Annotated in this window: 23 protein-coding genes and 1 pseudogene; 10 read left to right on the top strand and 14 right to left on the bottom strand. The window is 63.0% G+C overall.

Features of this window, described 5'->3' with window-relative positions:
• Window positions 1-8: 8 nt before the first annotated feature.
• Window positions 9-179, bottom strand: coding sequence for a YjzC family protein (locus ACOOHB_RS01825; protein WP_420443121.1), 171 nt, complete (start codon window positions 177-179; stop codon window positions 9-11).
• A 214-nt stretch (window positions 180-393) separates the two neighbouring features.
• Here ACOOHB_RS01825 and ACOOHB_RS01820 point away from each other — a divergent pair, with 214 nt between their 5' ends.
• Entirely contained in the window at window positions 394-1443 is a 1050-nt protein-coding gene (locus tag ACOOHB_RS01820; protein ID WP_420443120.1) for a DUF2806 domain-containing protein, read from the top strand.
• A gap of 122 nt (window positions 1444-1565) precedes the next feature.
• On the top strand, window positions 1566-3017 hold the full coding sequence (locus ACOOHB_RS01815) for a hypothetical protein (RefSeq protein ID WP_420443119.1): 1452 nt from the start codon (window positions 1566-1568) through the stop codon (window positions 3015-3017).
• A gap of 179 nt (window positions 3018-3196) precedes the next feature.
• Here ACOOHB_RS01815 and ACOOHB_RS01810 read toward each other — a convergent pair whose 3' ends face one another.
• Window positions 3197-3841, bottom strand: a complete 645-nt coding sequence (locus ACOOHB_RS01810) for a hypothetical protein (RefSeq protein WP_420443118.1) — start codon at window positions 3839-3841, stop codon at window positions 3197-3199.
• 255 nt (window positions 3842-4096) lie between these two features.
• Between ACOOHB_RS01810 and ACOOHB_RS01805 the strand changes: the two genes are divergently transcribed.
• Window positions 4097-4546, top strand: coding sequence for a hypothetical protein (locus ACOOHB_RS01805; protein WP_420443117.1), 450 nt, complete (start codon window positions 4097-4099; stop codon window positions 4544-4546).
• A 282-nt stretch (window positions 4547-4828) separates the two neighbouring features.
• A complete protein-coding gene (locus ACOOHB_RS01800; protein WP_420443116.1) occupies window positions 4829-5347 on the top strand; it encodes an ArsR family transcriptional regulator in 519 nt (172 codons plus the stop codon).
• On the opposite strand, the gene ACOOHB_RS01795 is transcribed toward ACOOHB_RS01800, so the two are convergent.
• The 3 genes from ACOOHB_RS01795 to ACOOHB_RS01785 all read right to left on the bottom strand — a co-directional run bounded on the left by ACOOHB_RS01795 (window position 5304) and on the right by ACOOHB_RS01785 (window position 8205).
• Window positions 5304-5984: a hypothetical protein gene (locus ACOOHB_RS01795; protein ID WP_420443115.1), complete on the bottom strand. Its 681-nt coding sequence runs from the start codon at window positions 5982-5984 to the stop codon at window positions 5304-5306. The two genes, ACOOHB_RS01800 and ACOOHB_RS01795, sit on opposite strands and share 44 nt — an antisense overlap.
• A 300-nt stretch (window positions 5985-6284) precedes the next feature.
• Window positions 6285-7937 carry a hypothetical protein gene (locus tag ACOOHB_RS01790; RefSeq protein WP_420443114.1) on the bottom strand — a complete coding sequence of 551 codons (1653 nt, stop codon included), beginning with the start codon at window positions 7935-7937 and terminating at the stop codon, window positions 6285-6287.
• A gap of 82 nt (window positions 7938-8019) precedes the next feature.
• Complete coding sequence (locus ACOOHB_RS01785; RefSeq protein WP_420443113.1) at window positions 8020-8205, bottom strand: hypothetical protein; 186 nt, start codon at window positions 8203-8205, stop codon at window positions 8020-8022.
• Between the two features lie 216 nt (window positions 8206-8421).
• On the opposite strand from ACOOHB_RS01785, the gene ACOOHB_RS01780 reads away from it, so the two are divergent.
• Both ACOOHB_RS01780 and ACOOHB_RS01775 read left to right on the top strand, forming a co-directional pair.
• Window positions 8422-9009, top strand: a complete 588-nt coding sequence (locus ACOOHB_RS01780; protein ID WP_420443112.1) for a hypothetical protein — start codon at window positions 8422-8424, stop codon at window positions 9007-9009.
• Window positions 9010-9139: 130 nt separating this feature from the next.
• On the top strand, window positions 9140-10393 hold the full coding sequence (locus ACOOHB_RS01775; protein WP_420443111.1) for a DNA cytosine methyltransferase: 1254 nt from the start codon (window positions 9140-9142) through the stop codon (window positions 10391-10393).
• Here the strand turns inward: ACOOHB_RS01775 and ACOOHB_RS01770 are convergent.
• Window positions 10317-10589, bottom strand: coding sequence for a hypothetical protein (locus ACOOHB_RS01770; RefSeq protein WP_420443110.1), 273 nt, complete (start codon window positions 10587-10589; stop codon window positions 10317-10319). The genes ACOOHB_RS01775 and ACOOHB_RS01770 overlap by 77 nt on opposite strands.
• A gap of 535 nt (window positions 10590-11124) precedes the next feature.
• Window positions 11125-12144 (bottom strand): annotated as a pseudogene (locus ACOOHB_RS01765) (IS110 family transposase); the annotation flags it as partial.
• 252 nt (window positions 12145-12396) lie between these two features.
• Between ACOOHB_RS01765 and ACOOHB_RS01760 the strand changes: the two are divergent.
• The gene (locus ACOOHB_RS01760; RefSeq protein ID WP_420443109.1) at window positions 12397-13398 is read left to right on the top strand and encodes an IS1595 family transposase; all 1002 of its coding nucleotides are present in this window, start codon (window positions 12397-12399) and stop codon (window positions 13396-13398) included.
• Window positions 13399-14039: 641 nt separating this feature from the next.
• Here ACOOHB_RS01760 and ACOOHB_RS01755 read toward each other — a convergent pair.
• Window positions 14040-14531: a hypothetical protein gene (locus ACOOHB_RS01755; RefSeq protein WP_420443108.1), complete on the bottom strand. Its 492-nt coding sequence runs from the start codon at window positions 14529-14531 to the stop codon at window positions 14040-14042.
• A 220-nt stretch (window positions 14532-14751) separates the two neighbouring features.
• On the opposite strand from ACOOHB_RS01755, the gene ACOOHB_RS01750 reads away from it, so the two are divergent.
• Together ACOOHB_RS01750 and ACOOHB_RS01745 are read left to right on the top strand one after the other, a co-directional pair.
• On the top strand, window positions 14752-14901 hold the full coding sequence (locus ACOOHB_RS01750; protein WP_420443107.1) for a hypothetical protein: 150 nt from the start codon (window positions 14752-14754) through the stop codon (window positions 14899-14901).
• Window positions 14901-15032, top strand: a complete 132-nt coding sequence (locus tag ACOOHB_RS01745; RefSeq protein ID WP_420443106.1) for a hypothetical protein — start codon at window positions 14901-14903, stop codon at window positions 15030-15032. Before ACOOHB_RS01750 ends, ACOOHB_RS01745 begins: the two co-directional genes overlap by 1 nt.
• Before the next feature lie 314 nt (window positions 15033-15346).
• Here the strand turns inward: ACOOHB_RS01745 and ACOOHB_RS01740 are convergent, their stop codons facing one another.
• From ACOOHB_RS01740 to ACOOHB_RS01725, 4 genes are all read right to left on the bottom strand, one after another.
• A complete protein-coding gene (locus ACOOHB_RS01740; protein WP_420443105.1) occupies window positions 15347-15622 on the bottom strand; it encodes a hypothetical protein in 276 nt (91 codons plus the stop codon).
• Window positions 15623-15794: 172 nt separating this feature from the next.
• A complete protein-coding gene (locus ACOOHB_RS01735; RefSeq protein ID WP_420443104.1) occupies window positions 15795-16052 on the bottom strand; it encodes a hypothetical protein in 258 nt (85 codons plus the stop codon).
• A 685-nt stretch (window positions 16053-16737) separates the two neighbouring features.
• The gene (locus tag ACOOHB_RS01730) at window positions 16738-17634 is read right to left on the bottom strand and encodes a DNA adenine methylase (RefSeq protein WP_420443103.1); all 897 of its coding nucleotides are present in this window, start codon (window positions 17632-17634) and stop codon (window positions 16738-16740) included.
• A 5-nt stretch (window positions 17635-17639) separates the two neighbouring features.
• Window positions 17640-19064, bottom strand: coding sequence for a hypothetical protein (locus tag ACOOHB_RS01725; protein ID WP_420443102.1), 1425 nt, complete (start codon window positions 19062-19064; stop codon window positions 17640-17642).
• A 582-nt stretch (window positions 19065-19646) separates the two neighbouring features.
• Between ACOOHB_RS01725 and ACOOHB_RS01720 the strand changes: the two genes are divergently transcribed.
• Window positions 19647-20045, top strand: a complete 399-nt coding sequence (locus ACOOHB_RS01720) for a helix-turn-helix domain-containing protein (protein WP_420443101.1) — start codon at window positions 19647-19649, stop codon at window positions 20043-20045.
• A 63-nt stretch (window positions 20046-20108) separates the two neighbouring features.
• Here ACOOHB_RS01720 and ACOOHB_RS01715 read toward each other — a convergent pair whose 3' ends face one another.
• Together ACOOHB_RS01715 and ACOOHB_RS01710 are read right to left on the bottom strand one after the other, a co-directional pair.
• A complete protein-coding gene (locus ACOOHB_RS01715) occupies window positions 20109-20309 on the bottom strand; it encodes a hypothetical protein (RefSeq protein ID WP_420443100.1) in 201 nt (66 codons plus the stop codon).
• Between the two features lie 204 nt (window positions 20310-20513).
• Window positions 20514-23279 (bottom strand): hypothetical protein, encoded by a 2766-nt coding sequence (locus ACOOHB_RS01710; RefSeq protein WP_420443099.1) that lies wholly within the window; start codon window positions 23277-23279, stop codon window positions 20514-20516.
• Window positions 23280-23380: the final 101 nt, after the last annotated feature.

The raw sequence follows: 23380 nt of genomic DNA, 5'->3' as shown, positions 1-23380 counted from the left end.
CCTGCGTCTCAGGCCGGCTTCCATCTCTGACCGGATCGGTCAGTCGGTGGCAAGTTGTCACCGCGGCGCTTCATGGTCGCGGTTTGGTCGGTCCGGCCGCCGCGCGGCCCGACGGCCACATACCTGCCGCGGCGTGGTGCCGGACTACCGGGCGCGTGCGTTTCTCTTCTCTGGGGCACTCTGCAACACCTTTCTCAGCTTGGACTGCTGCATCCGCTTCGCTGCCGCGCGCGAAGGTACGACGCGCGATCTAGGGAAACGCGGATATTGGGCTGCCGACGCTCATCTGGCACCCGTCGGTAGTCCATTCAGCGACCGAGACGCCGCCGAGAAGTACGGTGCGCACTGCATGAAGCACGACTTCTGGCGAGGTCTGACTGCAGTGACCTGCCGATGATTCCGGCCATCCTCAAATTGCTCGATTACGTCGCCGCCGGCATCGGCAGCGTCGCCGGACCGTTGCTGGCACCGTGGGCAGCGGGGCGCCGCGCGAAGGCGGCGCTGGTAGAGGCCCAAGGCCAGGCCGACGCCCAGCGCATCTTGTCTGCAGCGGAAGCAGAACACACGAAACTGATCACGCTGGCCCGTGCAGAAGCACGCAACTACCTCCAACTGGCGGAACCGCAGCAGAGGGCGGAATTGACGGGAGCCGACCTCACAGCCGCATGGGAGTACCAGAACCAGAAACGGATGCACAACATCGAAGCCGTCGTCGAGGCGGCGGCTGCGGACCTTGGCGACGACACCGTCTCGGACCACGACCCGGACCCGGATTGGACAGCGCGGTTCTTCAGCGATGTTCAAGATGTGACTGCGGCTGAGATGCAGCAGATGTGGGCGCGCGTTCTGGCCGGCGAAGTGCGAAGGCCCGGCACCACCTCGATTCGCACCCTCGATATTCTCCGCAACCTTGATCAGCGCGTCGCTCGCGAGTTCCGCCGCCTTTGCGCCTTGTCGACCGCCCTGGCCCTGCGTCTGCCTCCCGGAATCGAACCGCCGGCCGAGACGCTCTACGGGTCCTTCGATCCGCGATCTGGGAGCTTCGTGCTCGACCAACGCGTCATTTCAGTGAACGGCAACGCAGCACACAACGCTCTGAGTGAGCACATGCTGGGCTTCGACATTCTCAGCGTCCTCAACGAGTACGGGCTGATCATCTCGGACTTCGACTCGTGGCGCGACTACCGGGGATGTCTGGATGCGCCACAACCTGACGACGGGCTGATGCTGATGCTGCGCCACGCAGGTCGCTCGTGGAGACTCACGTCCCTCGGCGAGACGCCGCCGAGCGCACTCAAGATCAGCGGTGTGGCCCTGTCGCGTTCAGGCCGAGAAATTGCGAGTGTGGTGGAGTCGGAACCAGACCAGCAGTACCTGTCGCAACTGATGGCGCACTTCGAGAGCAAGAAGGTCTCCATGGTCGAGTTGCCATTCGACCGCTAGCTAGAGGCGTGAGTTCTCTAGGGTGATTTCGCGCATATAGGTATCTTGTCGAATCGGATTGGTCGCAGCTGTCGTGCACGGACCGATTCATCTGCATGGGTCAGCGATGACAGAAGGAAATAGTGACGAGCTATTCCGAAGACGACTTCTTGGCGCCGTCGGCTCGCTTGGGCCACTGGTGGGTGCCTCGCGACACGCCAACCCGCAGCGACGGCTCGCTGAGCCATATTCCCGCAAGCAGCTCGGCGGGCGTGTTGGCGATGCGCGATGAAGGGCATTGGCAGCTGCTGATTCGTGACATACGGCCCAGTGGCGGATTGGTGCCTGAAGACTCGTTCGCAATCGGTGTCGAGCGAAGGGATTCGATCTGGGGCGAGACACGCGACGCAAGTGTGAGCCTGTTCGACGCGTGGTGCCTGAAGCCCGCATCGCGTTTGAATCGGGAGAGCGAGTCAGTGTGGACAGGGAATTGGTGGGCTGAATCATGGGGCGCTTGGATTGAGCCAGATGATCTGGCGTCCCGCATCGAGATCGAATTCGACACCGCAGCCGAGTGGAGCGAACGCGGCATCGGTCTCATCAGAGACATCAACCTCGCCGAAGTTTGGAACCCCGACACCCGTACCGTCGTAGTGCCGGACACCTTGGTCCGACAAGCTGATGTCGACGGCGATCAAGTTTGCCTTCGCCGAGAATGCGTGATCGACGCGTCGGCCGAAACTCTGTCTGTTCGGGTTCGCACGTTCTTCGCCATCGAGGAGCTCGTCCCGTTCGCGAGCATCCAAGAACGCTGGGTACGGCCTCTCTTCCAACTGCTGAGCTTGTGTTCAGCCGCCAACGCGCGCGTTACAAGAATCCGAGCCCGCACCGCCGAACACGAGCGCTGGTTGACGCTGCACTACCCAGACCCGCTTGGGATCAAATCCGACGGCGACAGATCCGGCACGGCGTCAGCGCACACGCCGTTCATCAACTTGGGGAGCCTGAGAGACTGTGGCGTCGATTTCGGCGGACTCCTTTCGAACTACTTCGATTGGTACAGGCACGGCTACGCAGCAGCCCTCACACTGCTCATTGACTCTCAAGAGCCACTGCTGGACCACAGCGTCGGTTCGCGCCTGCTCAGCGCAGCGAGATCTATCGAGACCTACAAGAAAACCGCGCAAGGCAGCGATGCCAACGTGAACCTGGGAGCGGCGCTCAAGGACCTCCTCGCTCGCAGTGGCCCGATAGGTCAGGACATCATCAGACTGTGGGACCTGCGTGGCGAGAAGCCCTTCCACAACTCGATTCCATACCTGCGCCAGAAGCACGCAGCACACGGTCCCCTCGGCAACGACTGGCGGTTTGAATCAGTAGCTGAGCTGCAAGACCTCGAGAGGCATGCGGGAGCGCTTCAGTGGCTGCTGCGGTGGCAGTTCCTGCAAGGACTCGGAGTCAGTCCCCACGACGCCACCGAACTCGTCACGAGCTGCCGCGGCTACAAAGGCATGCTGGCCTCAACCGAACGTCAATTCACAGCGTCCCTTGAGCCAGAACGCAAGCATGGCCGCTCTGGGCAGGGTGCGGACTGAGGCCAAAGATCTGGCGAGGCACCGGGTCCGAGATCTGTCGCCGAGCGTCGTAGATCGCAGGTCCGTCGGACGTGGTGGTCGGGGCACATAGTTCGCGCCCTGATGCCGCGTTTGCGGCTTGGACTACAGCAGAGTGGTTCGTCGTACGGTTCAGTCGGACCGTCTGCGGGTTGGCTTACTCAGTCGGCGTCGCTGTGTTGTGCGGCTGCTTGTCGGTTGTGGGCGACAGCGGCTGCTGTTGCTGCGATCTGGGCTGCGGCGCGTCCGCGCGGCAGACCGTGGCCGCTGGGGGGCGTTTCAGTTGCGGCTGATTTGTCGTTGCTGTAGTCCATGACGACGTTGATCCCTCGAGAAGCGAACCTGTCCATTCGAGACGCGTAGCCGCGGTCTGCGGCAGCATCCCTGACGTCAGCCCAGGCGGGCAGTGTTGTCGCGTCGGCCGCCTCTGCGTGAGACACCGCTCCAATCCCGGCCGGCAGAGATGCAGCGATCATCGCCCGGTTGAACCAGTCCAGGTCGTATTCGACGCCGTCAGCGGTCCAGCCTTCCGCGAGCGCGTGTTCGAGTTGCTTGATGCGTCTCGCCACTGATGAGTAGCTGAACGGCTCCGGGGTCTGACCGGCGGTCTGCACTCCCAGCTCAGCCAGTTCGTCGCGGCTGAAACTGTTCAGCGTCTCAGTCACCGCGGACCGCGTGTAGGGCCGGCCTTGCTTCGCGTTTCGGGTCATCGCTTCCAGCAGCGCCGCGACCGTCACACGTGATCGACGCCCGGGGTGACGGTCGAGATGTGCCTCGATGGGATCGACGATGCTTGCATTAATCATGCGGCTGCCCTTCTTTCATGCGCCTGTGCCCGAATGCAGTGATTGTCTCGGGTCCCCAGCCAGGAGGGACGCGATACTGAGGCACTCACAGGGTGCTTGTCAACTATCTCCGCCGAAACGGGTCGAACTGCCACCAGCAGCGTCCAACGAGGGCAGTACCGATTGACCGGCTGCTCCGCGGGTCGTAACGTCCGCCGCCCATGCAGCGACGCGTCTGTATCCGGCGCTGACACGCCGGGACCAGTGGAGAACGACATGTCGGACTACGTGTACGTGTTATCTGCCTGCTGGGCAGATCGGGGCGAGCTGCTCGACCACGGCACGCTCAGCGGAGAGAACCCTGTCGGACTCACAAAGCAGCAGCTAGCGCTCTACACCGATCCCGGCGTGGACCGAGACGTGTTTGCGCTGGTCCGGGGACGCACCGGTGCCAACGACGAGATCTCGTGGCGCTTGGAAGCAATGGACATCGATGCACTTCTAGTCAGCAACGAATCGGATACCGGCGGACCGTTCGGCACCGGCTCCACACAGATCCAGATCCCTTGCCGGACGTACTGCCCTGATCATCCCCATACGGCAGCGCCCGAAGTGAGACTGACCGCAACGTTCTTCCCGACACCCACCAGTGCGCCCAAGCAGCCGCCCACAACACGAATCGGAGCGCTGCTGCGCCAGTTCAGCGTCGACTCCGTGCGTCGCTGAGCGGTCAATTCTCAGTGTGCTCGTTCGTTCGCGCATGGGGATTCTTCGCGGTTTCGGTGTCGGCAGCTCTGGTCGTGATGTTGGCGGCGTCACTGATCGGCTCCGTCGCATCCGTGACTGGGGATGAGCGGATGATCGTCGGCATCAAACTTCCGCTCAATGGTATATACTTTCCGATGTATGGAAACTAAGTCGAGCCCGAGTCTGTTGCCCATCTTGCGCTCACGTCAGCAAGGAGAGGTGCTGACGTATCTGGTGTGCTACCCAAATAGCGAGACCAGCATGAGCGAACTGTCGCACCGTGTCCGAGTGCCGCTCAGTTCCCTGCACCGCGAAGTCGAGCGCGCTGAGGCTGCGGGCATCGTCACCAGCCGCCGCATAGGCAATACAAGGTTCGTTCGGGCCAACACCGACAGCCCCTATTTCGACAGCCTGTCTGACCTCTTGGTCAAGGCGTTCGGGCCTCCGCGGGTCCTCGCAGAAGTGCTCGAAGGCATAGACGGAATCGAGGCAGCGTATTTGTTTGGCTCGTGGGCAGCGCGCCTGCATGGCGTCACGGGCAAACGGCCCGTCGAGGACATTGACCTGCTCGTGACGGGCGAACCCGACCGAAACGGTCTCTACGAGGCGCTCAGCGGCGTCGAGGATCGTCTAGGGCGCCCCGTCAACGTCGTCATCCGCGATGCCGGGTGGCTCCGAGACGGCTCAGGCAGCTTTCACGCGACCGTCGCCGAGCGCCCGATCGTCGCAATCGAAATCAAGAACTCGGTCGATACGGACCCAGTTCCACGACGCCCGTAAGATCTTGCGCGCCTGACACTGCATCGCCAGCAAGGTCGATGGCCCACTGCGCATCGCTGTCTGTCAAATCGGGAGATTCGTAGTCCGGGTACTGCGAAGCGTTGCGCATTTGGCGGAACTGCTCGAATCTTGGCTTTGAGAACGACGGAATTCTATTTCCGAACTGAGCTGAGATGGCGTCCTCGAGGATCCGATGCGAGCCATCGCCTCCCGTCGCCCGCAGGCACTGAAGCGCCAGCAGCGAGTCCGCTGCCATGCGGTAAGCGTCGTACGCCAACGAGAACGCGGATCCGGTATCCGATTCCATGAGACGTCGCGCCGAGTCGAGGCGCTTCGAGGCGTCTTGGATTAAGCGGTCGGCAGCCTGTTCTCTCCCTCTCTCAGAAACAGACTCCAATCGGCCGTCCTTGATTAGGTAGTCGATCGCCGACTTTCCCGTTTGCCAGACAACCACACCCAGATTCTCGTCAAGGTCGCTCGGAGTTTCCGACGACGGCTGACCTGTCTGCGCAGAGCGGACTGCCGCGACGGAATCTGCGGGCTGCGGCGCGTTAGGGCCGCTGCCCTTAGTTGTGACGGTCGCGGGCCGCACGGGCTTGCCCTTCCGCATATGCCCCTTGCGGCGATGCTTCGGCATGCATTAGAGGATGCCCACCTGTGAGCGTGTTTTCCACGCAGCGAATGATTCCGGAGTCGGCGCAATTGGCTAAAACTCCAGGTCAGAGGCTTGCGCCGCTGTGGCGCGGAACACGAAAACGCCGAATCTGGAACGCGTCGTGCCCAATAGCGCTGGTCAGAGCATCGCACGCTCCGCTCATCCGGCGAAGGCTCGCTGGCTCTCGTCGGGCTGAGCGCACGACCACCACTGGGAGTGCCGCTCGGCTACGTGCGGCCCACACGCATCACACGCACACAACCTCAGCTAGTCAGCCAATGACTAGCTGTCCAAGTCGACTGCGAAGTGAGCAGCGAGGTCGTAGAGAAATCGTTCAGCTTTCTGGAGCGTCGCGGCGATTTCCCGCATCGGATCACTGTGGACGTTCTCGTCTGCGAGGGTCGTCTCGTAGTCCGAGCCCTTGCGGTGAGCTGCGAGCTTGCTTCGAAGGCGCTGAACGCGTCTGAGGAATGCGATGTCACGCCTCACATGCGGATAGTTCTCTTGTTGCAGCCAGCGCTCCAGCTTGCTGATGCCCTTCTCGCCCCGGAGGCTGGACGGCAGCCGCTTCTGGATCTCCGCCTCGTTGAGGGCGTCTACGAGGATCTTCGCTATGACCATGACTTGCGCCTCGAACTCCGGCTGGCTGCTTGTGAGGGGCACCCGCAGCCGCTGCAGGACATGCACGTCGTCGGGCTCGGGGTCTCTGAACAGCGGCCATCCGAACTGCTTGCGCCACTCGGCGTTGAACGTGCCGAAGACAGACTTAAAGCGCAGGTCGGGCGCTTCTGGCTCGGCTGGCTCTCCCAAGAAGGCCCGGCTGATGAGGGTGGGGCTCGGGTCGCCTTCGGGAACGATATTGAACGACTGCCAGTAGGGACGTTCCGACTCGGGCAAGCCTTGTCCCAGATCGCCGAGAAACACAACCACATACTTGGGGTGGCTGTTGTCGAGGCGGAGTCCCCAAAGGGCCCCGCAGGACAGATCGCCGTCTGTTATCGAGTACTTCTCGGGAGACTCGTAGTAGCGCTGCAGGACTTCGCGGCGAAAATGGACCGGCGTCAAGTAGTCAGGTGCGCCCGGGTTCTTGCCGAAATAGTTGTCGAGCTGTTCCGGATCGCATGTGTGCCGGACGGGCTCGCCGTCAGGGTTCTCGCCGATGACGAAGTCGTGGTAGTTCTCAGGCGGGTTGTCGAACGGCCAGATGCCGGATTTCTCTCGGGGAGGAGCTGGAAGCAGCTTCCTGCCCAGCAAGTGGGACGACGGCCGCTGTCTGCCCTTGACCCGATCAGAGACATGAATGCTGACGCGAATGTCGTCTCGGATGTAGCGAGGGGCGACTTCGCCGAGTGTGGCTGCCTCGTCGGGGTCGTCCGCATACAGAACGGAGCTGACTCGCAGCACCAGGTCCATCTGCTTACCGGCGAGGAACTGCCGCAGGTACTTCGTGCGGACACGCACACTTTGGGGGCGGATCTCCGCCGCGACTTCCTCCGAGCCATCCGGCCTGATCTTGATGAGTTCCGCACCGCTGTCGTTGACCCACAGATTGTGATACAGCCGGAACTCTTCGCTGAGCTGCGGAAGCATGCTGGGCCGCAACCCGTGATGACTCTGAAGAATCACCAGAGGCTCAAAACCACTGCCATCACCAAGTCTCCAGTACTCGTAGCCGTCATCGGTGCCCGACTCCGCCAAGCACGGAGCGCAGTTGTCGAGATCAGGCAGCCAGAAACCCTCCCCAAGAACCTCCGACCTGTAACGCTTCGGAACAAGCACGCAAAACCGGTACGCCACGGCGGACTCGGCCCTGCGCGTCTCGTACAGCATCGTCCACGCTTGCTCCCCAGCATTCTCCAACGCTTCACGCAAATCACGCTGTTCGAGCGCTTCGATACCCACGCGTTCTCCCGCACGACGCTCGGCTGACACCACCTACAGGAAAGCTATCGGCGGCATGTGTGCCCAGCGGAAGCGCGGATGCTCCGGCGAGCTGACCGAACTCATCTCTTGCTGCTCATTCGCTCCGTCGCCTGACGAACTCCCGGAACTCGTAGCGGCCGCGGGCCACGTAGTGGTCGACAATTGCGGTTCGGTTTTCGATCGTCTCAGCATCGTCCGCGTCGATGGTTGCGCGCAGAACGCTCTGGACTTGTTCCCGCCAGCCGATGTGGTCCCAATGGTTGGTTGCGCTATTGAGCATCAGGAGGGTGAGGCGCGTCGCGATGACGGGCCTGTGAATGGCAACATGAGATAGGTGCCTGATCACGTCTCGACCGCGCTGTCTCGATATTCTCGTGAACGACTAGTCCGACGTGCGTGCCCGGATGGAACATCGCGCGACCTTGATTTCTGCCACTCGGAAGACTGATATCTAATGTGGTGCATCCTCGGCCGTTATCGGCATACCCGACACGTCGTGCTGCTGGTTTTGGCCGTAACGGTCGCGATGGCGTGCGGTAACGCTCCGCCGGTCAGCGAAGGTGCATCATCGGACACAGCCGAGGTCGTAACGGCATCGGCTCCGCCGGCTTCTGACGTGGTCGTCGGCGAGATGGAGACCAGCCAAGTCGTGTATGTTCGCCATAGCCCAAATGCGGTTGTTCTTCAGGCATCGGCCGTAGGTGTACTGCATATCGATCCGGAGTGCATCGTTCTCGAGATCGCCGCCCCCAGCTCCCGCCAAGGGCTGTACACGCTGATGTTCGACGCTCGCGAACCAGTCCTGGTGAGTTCGCCGACTGGGCCGATCACAGTCCAGCATCCGCCGTTGGAGGTTCTGGAGGGCAAGAGCGCAGATGTCATCCAACGACACCAGCCCGTAACGATTCATGACGGCGACGCAGTCGAATTCGCCTCCCCGAACGCTTGGAGCCGCGAAAATCTCGGCGACGACACAATTGCGCTTGTGACCCAGCCGCACGAAAGTTGCCCCGAAACGTTCTGGGTCGCCGGAGACATAGGGCCGCTGAACACCACAGGAGATGGTCGGGCCGCCGACAGTTGACCGAGAAGGAAGAGGATCACGGCTCTGATCGGTATGGCGTCCGCGTGGCATCCTCCTCTTGCAGGCTCTGGTCTAACGTTGTTGAGGTGCCATGGCTGCCCATGATCGTGCTGCTGCTCCCGTTGACGTGATGTCCGCTTCAGGTGGCTATGCCGAACTCGCCTCCGGCGTAGGCGGCACGGCGACGCGGGAACGAGGAACAGATCCGACATCGCCCGCCGCCGAGCTGGTGCTGGCTGATTTCTTCGCTGGCTGCGGCGGAACATCTCAGGGGTTCGCAGATGTCGGCATCGTGCCCCGGCTGGCTGTCGAATGGGACCCGGACGCTGCAGAGAGCTACAGGCTCAACTTCCCGGATGCGACCGTCTTGGAGCGCGACATCCGTGACGTCAGCGTCGATGAAGTCCGCGAAGCGTTCAGCGAGGCGCAGGGTGCGGTACGGCTCTTCGCTGGGTGCGCTCCATGCCAGCCGTTCGCAGGACGCAAGAACGGCGCACCCGCGCGAGGACCGGACGCGAGGCTGCTCTTGAATTTCCTTCGGTTCGTTGACGAATTGCGCCCAGAGCTCGTTTTCGTCGAGAACGTGCCTGGTGCGAAGGGACAGAAGGCGTTCACAGAGTTCGAGAAGAACCTTCCGCAGGAATACGAGTCCACGCAAGAGATCATTCCCTGTGCCGATTACGGCGTCCCGCAAACAAGGCGCCGGTTCGTGCTCATCGCCAGCCGGCTCGGCGAGATCAATCTCCCGTCGCCCACTCACGGAGATGGAGCCTCTGAGCGTCATGTGACCGTGCGCGACGCGATCCATGACCTGCCGCAGGTCCAAGCCGGCGAGACACATCCTGAGTTTCCTGATCACCGAGCCATGCGCCTCTCACGGCTCAACCTAGAACGCATCCGCAACACGCCCGAAGGCGGGGACAGGCGCAACTGGCCGAAACGGCTGTGGGTTGACTGCCACAAGCAAGAACGCGTAGCCCACACTGATACGTACGGTCGTCTGAGCTGGGACAAACCCGCTCCCACGTTGAGCACCCGCTGCATCAGTTACAGCAATGGTCGGTATGGCCATCCGGACTCAACGCAGGACAGAGCGTTGACGGTCTGGGAAGCGGCACGCCTGCAGACATTCCCCGACGAGTTCGAGTTCGTCGGCGGCCTCACGACGCAAGCCAAACAGATCGGCAATGCGGTGCCGGTAGCTCTCGCGCGAACCATCGGGCAGGCTTTTGTTGGGGATTACATCGGTGAGTCACCACCAGAATTCTCAAATCGTGGCCGCCCGAGAGTTCTTGGAGGCGTTTCGTTCATTCGGTGTTCTTGTCGCGCAAAGTCTCGAAAAGGACAGCGAGCACGCCGAGCCGTTCCCGGAGCGCATCGCTGAGCGCCTTTCCTCGTTGATGCCATTCCGAGCCGGGCGTGGGCACGTCCCAAGCGCTGGCCATGAGTTCACGCCACTGAGCGACGATACCCAATGACTCGGCTGCGGTTCGTTGGATGCCTTCGAGGGCGTCGGTCAACGGTTCGATGGCCGCGAGCAGGTCGCGGAGTTCTTGTGCTTCGTCGGGTGTCGGTGGCATCGCGGAACGCTATCGGGAGGCTCATCGGTGAGTGACCATTGATCTGATTGAGCGCTGCGCGGTTTCCAATTCCTGCGTGGCACTCTCAGCAGTCCCGTGGCGTTGTAACGGTCGCTACGGGACATCCGTAGGCCCCGGTGTTGTGGAATGCGCCGGGGCCTACGCACGCCCATTCGGCCATCCACAGGTCTGTGCTTCAATGGCTCGCGTCCCGGTAGGGGCACACATTCCACAACTGAAAGGTGCCACCGATGGCCGAGCAAATGGCGTTGTTTGTCGTGCCCCGGTACCGACCGCCACGCCCGTTTCGTGATGCTCCTATGGTTCGTCAAGCGGCGGGTTGGAGTGTGTTGAGCCAGTCGCGGTAGGCGGGCATGAGGGGGTGGTGGGGTGCTTTGCCGCGTTCGATCACTGAGATGGTTGCGGGCCAGGTGTTGAGCTGGTCGGCGGCGTGGGCGAGGCTGAGGCCTGCTGCTTGTCGTCGGTGTCGGAGCTCGCTTGGGTCGTCGGAGCTGTTGGTCTGGTGGGGGTCGGCGAGCATGGCGAAGACTTCTCGGGCGATGTAGCGCTTGAGGCATCGGATGATCTCGCAGCGTGATTTGCCTTCTGTTTGGCGGCGGGCGGCATAGGCGCGGGTTCGGGGGCAGGTGGCGAGGCGGACCATGGCGATTCGCCACAGGGCGTGGTTGGCTTGGCGGTTCCCGCCGGGGTTGAGGCGATGCCGGGTGGTCTTGCCTGATGACGCCTCGACGGGTGATGCGCCGCACAGAGCGGCGAACGCGGCTTCGGTGGTGAGCCGGGCGGGGTTGTCGCCGGCTGCGATGAGCAGGATCGACGCCGTGTCGGTGCCGATGCCTTTGGCGGCTCGCAGCGCCGGGTTGGCGGTCATGGTGAGCTCGTCGAGATGGCGGCGCAGCTCGGCGAGGTCGTCGTCGAGGGTCTGGTATTGGCGGGCCAGGGTGCGCAGCGCGATCTTTGCCGCCTCGGCGGGCACGGCGGGATCGCCGGGACGGAACCGAGCGCACCGAGCCACCCGCTGTGCAGTGGTGAGCGGCTCGAGGGCGCAGCGCAGCCGGTCCAGAGCGGTGACGATGAGATCGCGGATCTGATTGGAGATGCGGGTGCGATGAGCACGCGTCGAGCACAACGCGACCCGGATCGCCCGGATCGACTCCACAATCCCGTCGCTGCCCTTGGGAGCCGTGGCCGCCTCGCCGTTGAGCGCAGCGCGTGCCGCGGCCTCGGCGTCGACGGTGTCGGACTTGCCGCGGCGGCGACGCATCTGACGGTTCGGCCGGCTCACCTCGACCACCTCGACACCCGAGCCGACCAGGTGACGCGTCAGCCCCGCCCCATAAGAGCCGGTGCCCTCCACGCCGACGCGCACCACAGGGCCGAACGACCCCAGCCACTCTGCGAGCCGGCGATACCCCGCCGGGTCCGCCCCGAACGACTCCGCAGCGAGCACCCGGCCCGCCTGGTCGGCCGCCGCAGCGACATGGACCTCCTTGTGCGTGTCGACGCCCCCGTAGACGCCGACTGCCTCATCAGCCATGATGAACCCTGCCTTTCTTGCCAGTAGTGAGCTAGGCACCGCCGGCCGGGACGGCGGACAGGACAGTCAAGGTGGTCTCCAAGGCTCCTATGAGGTCACGTCCGCCCGACCGGTCGGTGCGCGCCAGCAGCCGGGACACCAGGCCGACAGATCACGTACAAGGCATCAAGCCCGTCACACCCCGAGTCAAACCCAGGCCCGACCGCTGACCCTCCCATCATGACTGTCACACCCCCTGTCTACGGTGGGGTTATGGCAAAGAACGCACCCGGCCGAGCGGACCGTCAAGGGGTCACACTCCCCGCCCTGTTCCGCATGTTCCCCGACAACAAGACCGCTGAGCAGTGGTTCGCTGACGTGCGTTGGCCTGACGGGCCACGCTGCCCCCGCGAAGGCTGCGGATCAGCGAACGTGCAGATCGGCACCACTCACAAGACGATGCCGTACCGGTGCCGCACTTGCCGCCGGTTCTTTTCGGTGCGTGTCGGGACCGTGATGCAGGACAGCAAGCTCGGCTACCAGACATGGGCCATCGGCATCTATCTGTTGAACACCGGCATCAAAGGCACCAGCAGCATGAAACTGCACCGCGACTTGGGGGTGACGCAACGCACTGCGTGGCATCTGGCGCACCGTATTCGGGAGACGTGGGCCGACAAGACCGCCATCGACCGTTTCGACGGTCCCGTAGAGGTCGATGAGACGTTCATCGGCGGTCTCGCCAAGAACATGCACGCTCGCGACCGCGAACGTCGCATCACGGGCCGCGGCGGCAAAGACAAGACCGTCGTCGTCGGAGTCTTGGACCGGGCCACCAACACGGTCACAGCCCAAGTCGTCGCCGACACCGAAGCCGCCACGCTGGTGCCCTATGTCACCGACCGCACCGATGCTGCGACGGTGGTGTTCACCGACGGGCACCCCGCATATCGGGCGCTGCCCCGCCCGCACGGATTCGTGCGGCACAGCGTCGGTGAGTACGTCAACGGCCAAGCCCACACCAACGGCATCGAGTCGTTCTGGTCGCTGCTCAAGCGCGGCTACCACGGCACCTTCCATCACGTCTCAGCGAAACACTTGGATCGGTACGTAGCCGAGTTCGCAGGCCGCCACAACGCCCGCGGTTCCGATACCGCGGAACAGATGCGCCGGACCGCAGCGGCCATGTCCGGCAAGGTGCTGCAATACGTCGACCTTGTGGCCGATATCGAACCGGACATGGACGTTGAGCCTGCCTACGGCGAACCGTGGTAGCGCAATTACGCACGCGTTGCGGACCAACATGCGTATAATCAGCAGTGAGTCTTCGCCTGCGTGTGACAGTCTCAAATGGTGCGGCCCCAGCCTCGTCACCGTTTCGTCCGGCCACATCGGACTACTCGGGGTCTAAGGCTGGGGCCTAGCCGCGCTTAGCTATCTCCCATCTTAGCTGGCGCGAACGTCTGATCGCGAGTAACTACCGGCGTGTGACTTGTCCACTGAGCCGTGGCAGCCTTACCCCCGATTCGGTGGGGTCCTTCTATCGTTAGACAGTGCTGGCCCCGACCGAAGCCGGGGCCAGATGGCACCCCCGATACGGGGGCTGAGATGGAGGCCCTGCTGAGCTTGCTCGGTGGGGCCTTCTCTCGTCACGGTAACAGACGATTCGCGCGGAGCACGCGATTCGTTGGATTCAGAACCATGCTGTGATCCAAACCCATAGGAAGATGCCGAGGAAGATCAGCACCGGCACACCTATTGCTAATCCGATTAGGGCATTGGCTACGTCGGTGACGCCACGCTCGAACTTTGACTGAAACGGTTTCTTGATGCCGCAGTGCGGGCAGGTCTTCGCTCGTCGCTATATGTCGGTCTTGCATTCGTTGCAGGGTTTCAGAGCCATGGGGCGTCCCGACTCATTCGCCGTAGAGCATGGGGCTGTATTCGGCCCATCGTTCAGCGTGGTCTACGTACGCAGCCCAGATGTCTTCGTAGAACCGTCCATGGCACCACTCGCACTCGGGCGGCGGCAGAGCGGATTGCCACAGCACCAACGCTTCGGCAGCGTGTTCAGCGATGTGTTCGACACGGGCATTCGTTTCGGCGAATTCGAGTTGAGCCGTCCATTCGTCGTACAGCGCGGCGTAGGTGCTGCGCAACTCGCCGCGCAACTTGCACAAGGCTTCGTTGGCTTGTTCGGGGTCGTCTTCGGCTTGGGTCAGCACGACATCGACTGCGGACGGCTCAGCGTCGAGAACAATCACCGGCGCTGTGGTCGACTGCGGCACGACGGCGACCGTCGTTGTGGTCGCCGGGACTGTGACGGTCGCGGTCTCGGGCGTTGCCGTTGTGCAAGCGGTGAACGGCAACGCGACAATGAGCACGCCGAGCCGCCAAGGTGCGGGCATGGGGTGGTCCCCTTCGGTTCGGAAGATCAGGCATCAAGCCATCAACGCCGTCGCAGCCGATCCGAAGGGGACCATGTGCTTGCAATGATGCCCCGAAACGAGACCGACTGCGACGGCCCCCAAACGGGGGCTGCCACGGCGTTGATGGCAAACTGGATAGTAACCGCTACGACTGGCGCTGTTCGCTGCCGATCCACAGCCGAGCCGCTACCGTGGCCCTATGGCGACACCACGGCGACGCAAACCCGCGAAACGCGACCTGCCTGAGCCGATCCCCGACACCCCTGAGAACGTCGCCAAGGCGTTGATGTCGAGTCCGCCGCGTAAGCCCGACGAATGGCGATACGACGTAGACCGCGATACCGATTGATGGTCACAGTCGTCGGTAACTTCGTTGTGGTCGGGGTCGGCGTTGCTCTCTTCATGGCAGGTCTGCTGTGGTGGGCGGCTGCCGCGCTGTTCGTCGGGTTGCTCGGCGTCAACGCCTTGAGTCGACGCTGAGCGGGGCAGCTAGGCGCGCGTTTCGTTCATGCCCCCGCGCGCGTTGTTCATATCATTCCATCATGATGCGGTGGCGGGCTGGTATCACCATCCGATACCGTGGCTGAACAACGCGGGACCCCACCGGTTGCGCAGGTACCTTCTGCGCTCACCGGTGGGGCCTTTTGTGCCCTTAGGGCACCTTCGATATTAGCGGACCCCCACCGACGCCAAATCCGAAGCGTGTAGTTCTGGCATGGCCCGCGTTCACGGGACCATGAGCGCGCTAACGAACAATCACGCGTAAGAACAATTGAGCCGGTAGCCCGTTGTCCCTAGCCATCTTCTTCGGGGAATACAGAGCGCACGGCATCTTCGGGAAAGTGGTTCCACAACGCCGAAGCAATGGCGCTGCGGTATTCCTCTAATCCGTTCTGAGCGGATTCGTAGTCCACGACGCTTGCGCTGAGCATTGCATTGAGGATGCTCTGCAACCTGCCGCGTTCTTCGTTCACAACAGCGTCAACGGCGAGATTGACCGCGTTGGCGAGGCTGTCGCGGCTTCCTTGCACGCGTGCTTGGATGTTCGGGATTTCTACGAAGTTGCTCATTTCACCCCTTCTCGGCAGTAGCGAGCCAAAGGCTACAAGACAACAACCGGCCCGCCCGGCAGCCCAGCCCGTTATCCACAGGCTCCCGGCTGCCAAAATCGGCCCCGTGGCCACTCACCGAGGGCGGCTGTTCCGCGCGCGGGCGCGCGGTAGGGTGACAGACATGAGCTGGCTACCGTTCCGCAGCGAGGTCCAACAGGATCAGCGAAAGCCGGTCAAGTTCTTCCCGCATATGAGAAAGAAACGGATGGCCCGCGATTTCGCCGTCGATCTCGACGTCCAATTGCGCAAGGGCCTTGCCCAGTTCTCGCAACATCGGGATTGACAGCCGTTTCGCTGCGATCATCAATGCCGAGTCGGTTGCTAGCAGTCGTGCTCTGAGAACGTCAGGATCGTCGCTGTCGAGCCAGCCCAAATTATCGAAATCCACGCAGGCACGCTAGTTCGGCCGTGCATCCACAGGTTCGTGTCAAACTCGGCCGCGTGGTCACTCACCGATGTAATCCCCCAACTCATCATCAGATCGGACACGCCTGCTGGGCCGCCGCGGAGTGGGCCGCGCCCAGTGTCTGATGTTCCATCCGCCGCCTCGGCTGTGAAACCGCGGAGCCTAAGCCTCTCTACCTCGAAGGGGCACTTCTGACCTTCGGACGCACCACCGAGCCGCAGCATTCGCAGAGGCAACAAAGCCGACAAGGACGCAGATGGATTCATCGCCCTGCGCATCGGGAATCGAACGACGCGTCTCTACTCGCCTTGGCATCAAGTGCCGACGAGCTTGCCTCCGGGCGACCACGAGATCGCTGGGCAACTCCATGACCGCAACGGTCTTGGACAGGGTGACCGATGAGATGGAACGGTTCGGGTTCGGCCGCACCATCGATGATGTGGCTGAGCGGACTGGCCTGCCGCCGTCGAAGGTACGTGAGACATGGACGATGCTCAAGAACAACGGCAGCTTCGGGCGTGGAAGGGCGCTTGGACCGGCAAGCAGTATTTCGCTCGGCTGGAGAGCAGTTGGCCCTCGTTGTGCCAGATGCGACCGGTTCGGTGGCAAGCGGCCGTCTCTGGATGCTCCAGCGGTGAATTGCGATAGGCGCATGTCTTTGTAGCCGCTACACGGCCTCGACAGGCAGGGATGTTGCCTCGCGGACCCAAGTGGGGTCTCGCAACAGTGATCGCGCTTCACCCACAGCACACGTTGCCGAGAACGCCATGAGTTCACGGCCTACATGAGATCGCCGGGCGCTATGCCGAAGATCGAACCGCAAGATCGGCGAATGCGGATACAGCTCGTCGGCCACTCGGTCGTCAACGTCGTAGCTGGCCATCCAGCAGCAGTTGCTCGTCCGCAGTGCTGCTGCAAGATCCCGGTGGCGGGTGTACGTCATCGTGTCTAGATACAGGTCGTCCGATTTGGTGAGGTAGGGCGGGTCGGCGTAGATGAACAGCGGCACGTCGGGATCGGCCGTGACCTCCGTCACGAGATTCGCCCCATCGCCATGTCGGACTTCGATCCGGTCCGCGAGGTCGCTGACCAAGCCGAGGCGTTTCACCAGGTTCTCCTTGTTGAAGCGGCAGTCCAGTGGCCACGGTCCGTCTTGGTTCAGTCCGCCGATAGGGCGGGCATCGATGATGCCCGAGTGATTGGTGCGGTTCAGAAAGAAGGTCGCGAAGCCCAGATCCACCTCATCTTCGGCGCCCTCGCGGACGATTCGTGCCTGCTCGTGCCAGGTTTCGATCGTCACTTCGCAGTGTTCCACGCGTTCGATGAGCGAATCGCTGTGGTCCGTGGCGGCTCGCCAGAACGCAGCGATACGTCGGTCTGCATCGCCGATGATCACGCGCGCCACCGCATCTGCCTGCAAGAGCCCGAGAGCGACACCGGCACCACCGGCGAATGGCTCCACATAGGTGGCATCCGATGGCACGTTCTGGCGCAGGATCGCCTCAGCGAACTTGAGCAGGAGGCCCTTGCCTCCTGGGTATCGCAACGGGCTCAAAAACGCCACGCCGCTCAGTTTGCCCGCCGAGCCTTGATTGCTGCCGATATGCCTTCGATGAGCGGGCTGTAGTTGACCGAGATGGTCTCGAGGTCGCGCGGGAGCGGCGAGTTGTTGATGTTGTGCACGTACTGGTTCAGATTCCGCGCCGACACGAGGCTGTACTGCTTATCCAAGTCAGTGAGGATGCTCTCGAAGCGTTTGCCCCCGGCAGTGCCGTCCTTGAGCGCGTTGATGGATCTTCGAATCCGCTTGGCGAGCTCTGTGTCGGGTGATGGTGTGGGACCAATGGCATCGAGGTGCTCATCGACGCTGAGTTCGATGGCACTGCGCAGCAGAACTGCCGCCCCGTTCGGAAACCTCGAGAGATCGAGATTCCTCAGCTCCCAGAAGATGGTCTGTGTCCGCGCATGCAACCCGTCAACTGCCACATCTCGGAACAGGCGAGGTGTAGGCCGGCGATCAGGCGTGCGCGGCTCGGCATCTTGGCTCGAGCCGCTGTCTTGTTCCTCGTCACCGCTTCGGGAGTCGACGCGCTCGCCCCTGTCATGTTGCTCACCAGGGCCCGAAGTGTCCTCGTCGGCCTCATCGTCTTCGAGAAGCGATGCCTGAGGGGACTCGGGCTGTTGGCCGTGCAAGTCTGCTCCCAGCAGATCGCGGATGTACTGCTCACGATTTTCCTTGCGGGCGATATCCGTCACGGCTCGCCCTGAGGCGAGATCGGCGACGACAACGTTGAGACGTCGCACCAGGTCCGCTTCTGGTGCATCAGGAACAATCTCGCGTCCTTCGAAATGGAATCCGACAAGATCTCGCACGATGGTTGTCTGGACCAGCCGGCCGAGATTCGTTGTGGCGTTGCGCTCGACGTAGCCGATGTTGTCCTGAACATCGTTTTCGTCGTCGACGTGGCGCTTGAGCCAGTCCAAAACGTCGATAGCTCTCGACGTTTGGGTCGGTCGCCCAACCGGACGCCAGCGATGTTGGGCAGCCGGTGACCACTGCACGGTGCCTCTACCGTCCGCCTGCCCAGTGTGAGTCCGCTCCAGCCAATCGTCAGCATCATCGCGTGCAGAAACGACGTAGCACGCAACCCTGTCAGGCTGCTTCCCGGACCCGCTCACCAGTTCGGCGAATTCGCTGGCCCCTGGCCCCGGTGGCAGCAGGTCGGGCTGCTGAAGCAAGCGCAGAGCGGCGAGTCTTCGGTTCCCATCAAGCACCGCGTAGCGCCCGTCGGGCTTCTCCATGACGACGAATCGCAGTGCCGGGCTGAGCCCGTGGCGGTGAAGGTCGAGGGCGAGGTTGACGAGCAGGCTGTCATTCGTTCGTGCTTGGTCGCGGATGAGCGACCTAAGTGCCGCTTCCTGGCTTGTGACTGGGCCGTGCCGCGGGTTGCGAACGTCGAGGTCCAACTGGTCGACTTCAACTTCGACGTGCATCACAGCCCCTCCTGACTCGCAAGAGAGTACCTACGAACACTGCATCTGCCGGGTGGCGTTCGGACTCGCCAGGCTTCCTTCTGCGTTCTTGCTGTGAGGCTGTTCCCAGCGGTACATCTAGTGAGGTTTCCGTATCGTCGGCTATATGACCCACTCAACAGGAACGAGTGGATGAATCTGCCGCAGGAACGGGCGCTGGAACGAAATCCCAAAGTCCCTGGTCACAGCGTCGCGCCGGATCCCTCGGGTAACTGATTTTCTCGAAATTGGTAACCGATTGGTGCCATGGTAGACGCCTACTCGTGGGAATAACCGCAGGTCAGAGGACATTATTGGGAGAAGCGGCATTGCTGAGATTGGGTGACTTGGTGGATGCCTATGTCACGGTTCTGCCTCGCGACTTCCCAGAGCGCGTTGTGGCCGAGTTCAGTACCTGCGTGAGCCAAACGCGAACGTCGACGGTGCCTACTACGTGAGCATCTAGATGTCGTGGACATAGAGGTTGGTAGCAGCGTGATGGGTTGAGCCTCCTGTGCGAGCGTGGTGTTTGCGACAACAACCACAATCACATCAGGAGGCTCGATGTCTCGCGCTAATGCTCGCTTGACGCCCGCTGGGCGCCTGCTGCTGGTCGAACGGATCGAGGCGGGCACGACCCAGGCCGAGGTGGCCCGTCAGATGGGCCTGTCGAGGGGCACCGTCGCGAGGTGGTGGCACCGGTATCTGGCCGGAGGTGAGGCGGAACTGGTGGATCGTTCCAGCCGGCCTCACCGTTCGCCGAGGCGCACCCCGGCCGCGCTGGAGAAGCGAGTCTGCGGGTTGCGCCAGAGCACCAAGCGCGGCCCGGCGTACCTATCGGCGCGCACTGGGGTGGGACGTGCGCGTAAGTCCGTTTTGCAGCGTCTATGCGGCCCGCAGCGATCCTCCGAGGTGAGCGCGGAACGCGAAACGCCGGGTTCGTGGACCGCGTCTCAGCAATAGCCACAGGTCAGGGTGTTGAGCCGGTCGGTCTGCGGAGTTGCGGAGGGCTGCAATCGGTTGGGTTCAGCTGCCGACCCCGGCGACGCAGTTGACGACCTGCGGCTGCTCCGATGCGTCGGACAGCACGCTCCACGGGCTCCAAGGATCGGTCGGGAGATCTCGTGTTCGTTGCTGTGCGTAGACGCGGAAGCTGACCACGTCGAGCAGAGCATCGATATTGGTGCCGACTGTGAGCGTCAACGTCTGAGGTGTGCTGCTGGTCAACGGGCCGATCAGTTGGAAGATCCGAGGCGCTGGACGGCCGCGGCCCTGGCCGTGGTCACATGTGCGGGCAGCGGGCTGCTGTTCGGCATGGCGCGGCGCTGCAGAACGGGCACAGGCTCCGGAGACGTAGCTCGACAACGCGGCAGCGGACGAGGAATCGGTTCCTGCCCGCTGCCGCGCTCTAGATCTGTCCGATCAGTGCCGTCAGCTGGCAACCCCGGAGACGCAGTTGATCACGTGCGGGTGTGCTGATGCGTCTGACAGGACGCTCCATGGGCTCCACGGAGATGAAATGTTGGGCTTGGTGCGCTGCTGCGCGTAGACCCGCAGGCTCACGACGTCGAACAGCGCAGCGATGTCAGTGCCGATGTTGACAGTCATGGTGTGCGGGCTGCTGGTGAACGGGCCGATCAGCAAGTCATGCTGTACCTGTGTGCTGATGTCTGCGTGGCCCTCGTACCAGCGCACCAGGTAGCGAACTTCGCGCAGGCCGGTGGAGGCAGTGACAGGCATCGACACCGTGGCGCTCGTCGCTGTAGCGCTGGCGCACGTGATCGTCGGCTGCGCCGGTGCCGGCGGGATTGTGCCAATCGTGCCTGGGCATGCGCCGGTCGTGTAGGCGTTCCAACCGCTCCATGCGCCCCAGCCCGACCACGATGACCACACGCCGCCGACTTGGTTGCGATGCTGGCCCCGGCCTCGGATTCGAACCTCAATCGTGTGCCCTGGGTCGACAGGCCCGTCGACTCGCACGCGATCACCCGACAGTGACGTAACAGTCGCTGTCAGCCATGGGGCGAGCGGGTTGCTGCCCGAGTGCCGGTACTCGGCCTCATACTCCTGGTCGCGTTCCCAGTTCGCTGCTGCTCCATCTGCCCATCCGGTGAACGTGCCTGAGAATCCCGCGCTTGTGCATGGCAGGCTCACAGTCGGAGCGGGCAAAGCGGCAGGCGGAGCCGGTGTCGTCGGCGGCGGCGTTGCAGGGCACGTCGGTGTTGAGTCCGTGTGCCAGCTGCTCCATGCACCCCATGCTGACCAAGGCGACCATGTGCCGTTGATCTGCTGACGGTGCTGCCCCTGGCCTCGCATACGAACCTGAACGGCGCTCGACGCGATCGGTGGGCCGTCGAACACGTAGTCGCCGCCCGCGTTCGTTGTCACGGTCAACGATGTCCACACTGACGAAACGTTCAAGTACTCGACTTCGTAGCGGTCGTTGCGCTCCCAGTTCGTCGGGGCGCCGTCAGCCCAGCCTGTGAATGATCCGCTGAACTGTGTCGCGGAGCATGTCAGCGCCGGGCCGGGATCAGGCAGACCAGCAGGAGCCGACGGCTGAGGCACAGGGCATGTGCTTGTCGTGTGTGTGTGCCAGCTGCTCCACGAGCCCCACGCTGACCACCCGGACCACACACCGCTGACTTGCTGACGGTGACGGCCACGGCCACGAACTTGGACTTCGACCGAGTAGCCGGGATCAGAGTTGCCGCTGAGCACGACATCGCCAGAGCTGTTCGTCGTCGCTGTCGTTGTCGCCCACGCACCGGTGCTGCCGCTTCGGCGATACCTGACTTCGTACTCGGCTTCGCGTTCCCAGTTCGCCGGCGCCGAGTCAGCCCAGCTCGTAAAGCGGCCAGTGAACTGCGTCGCGAGGCATGCAAGGGCCGGTGCCGGATCGGGCAGCCCCCCAGGCACGGCAGGCGGTGGCGGCGGGCCGCAGCCGGCTTCGGGCTGATCGGCAGCGGTGTCATCCGACAACGTGGAGTAGGAGCCCCAGCGGGCCGGCGGGCCTGCGTCGTATGCCACGACAGTGAGCAGGTATGCCTGCCCGGCAGGCACAGGGAGCGTCACTGCTCGGTCTGCCCATGGCAACGCGTTTGAACTGGTGATGCTGTAGGAGGTGTAATGCCCGACCGAGCCGGTCCATTCGTTCACGTCGATGACCCAGCCGGTGCCCACGCCGGTGCCGGGCGGCACTGTCCACTCCACTTCGATGCCCGCGGTGGAACGGCACGCCATCACTGTCGGGATCGGCAACGCCGGAGGCGCCGGGCACTGCCCCGCAGGTGGGTTCCCAGACGGAATGTCAATCGAGGCCGAGTGCATCCCGGCTATGCCGGACTCCAGCATCGGCGTGAGCGTGACAGTCCACGCGTTAGTCGTAGACAGAACTCGGCTGTAGGAACGCGCGGTCTTAGCCAGCGAGGCCGTGGAGGTCGACGCTGAGCCTTGCACTCCCCATTCGATCTCCCAGCCATCCAGATCGAAGCCGGTCTGCGGGTTCGAAACCGTCACCGCCGACCACGACATGCGCACCGTCGAGCTCGCACGGCAAGCCAGCAGATTGCCTGAACGCGGTTCTTGTGGTGTCGACCCCGGCGTAACAGGAGGCGGGGTGTAGCCGGGAGGCGGCGCAGGGCACGATCCTGAAGGCCGGTAGATCCCGTCGTAACAAAGGTCTGTGTCGCTGCTGCCGCCGCTGCCGCCCGGAGTGGTTCCCCCGCAGTCCTGCCCGTTTGTGCCAGCGATGAAGTTGCCGGGTTCGCCTGGCACAGGGCACTGCGAAGCGCCGCAATTCACAACGTTCGGGTCAACACTGGTCCAAGTGGTGCCGTCGAAGCAAGGTCGCAGGCCGCTGCCGCCGCACGTCTGAGTTGTCGGTTCCCATGTCGTCCCGAGACCTTGATCAGCGCATCGGTCTTCCCACACTTCTTCCCAGAACGCATCCTCGGTGTCATCATCGACTCCCGGGAGAACCCCTGGGCAATCCGCTGCGCTGTCGACCAGATACGTCGTCGTGTGGAGGCCCGTCGTGTCCAAGGGGTCAAGGACCATGCACTGCACCCGTCCTTGCAGATCAGTGACCGGATCAAGCGGCACACACGCACCGTCGACAAGCTTGTCGCTGCCTCTGCAATTCCCCGACGCCGTGTCATCAGGGCTGTACGTCGGCCGGTCATCGACGTCTTCCAAGTCGTTGTCTTCGTCGAATTCCTCATCGTCGTCTTCGACAGGTGCGCAGTTCGGCGGGGTGCCTGTTGTGCCGACGGGGCATTGCGGCGGCGGAGGCGGTG

Origin of the sequence: Candidatus Poriferisodalis sp. (assembly GCF_965215815.1) — a bacterium.
Taxonomy (GTDB): Bacteria; Actinomycetota; Acidimicrobiia; order Acidimicrobiales; family Poriferisodalaceae; genus Poriferisodalis.
The sequence above is the reverse complement of the archived record's forward strand: the minus strand, read 5'-3'. Positions and strand labels throughout refer to the sequence as shown.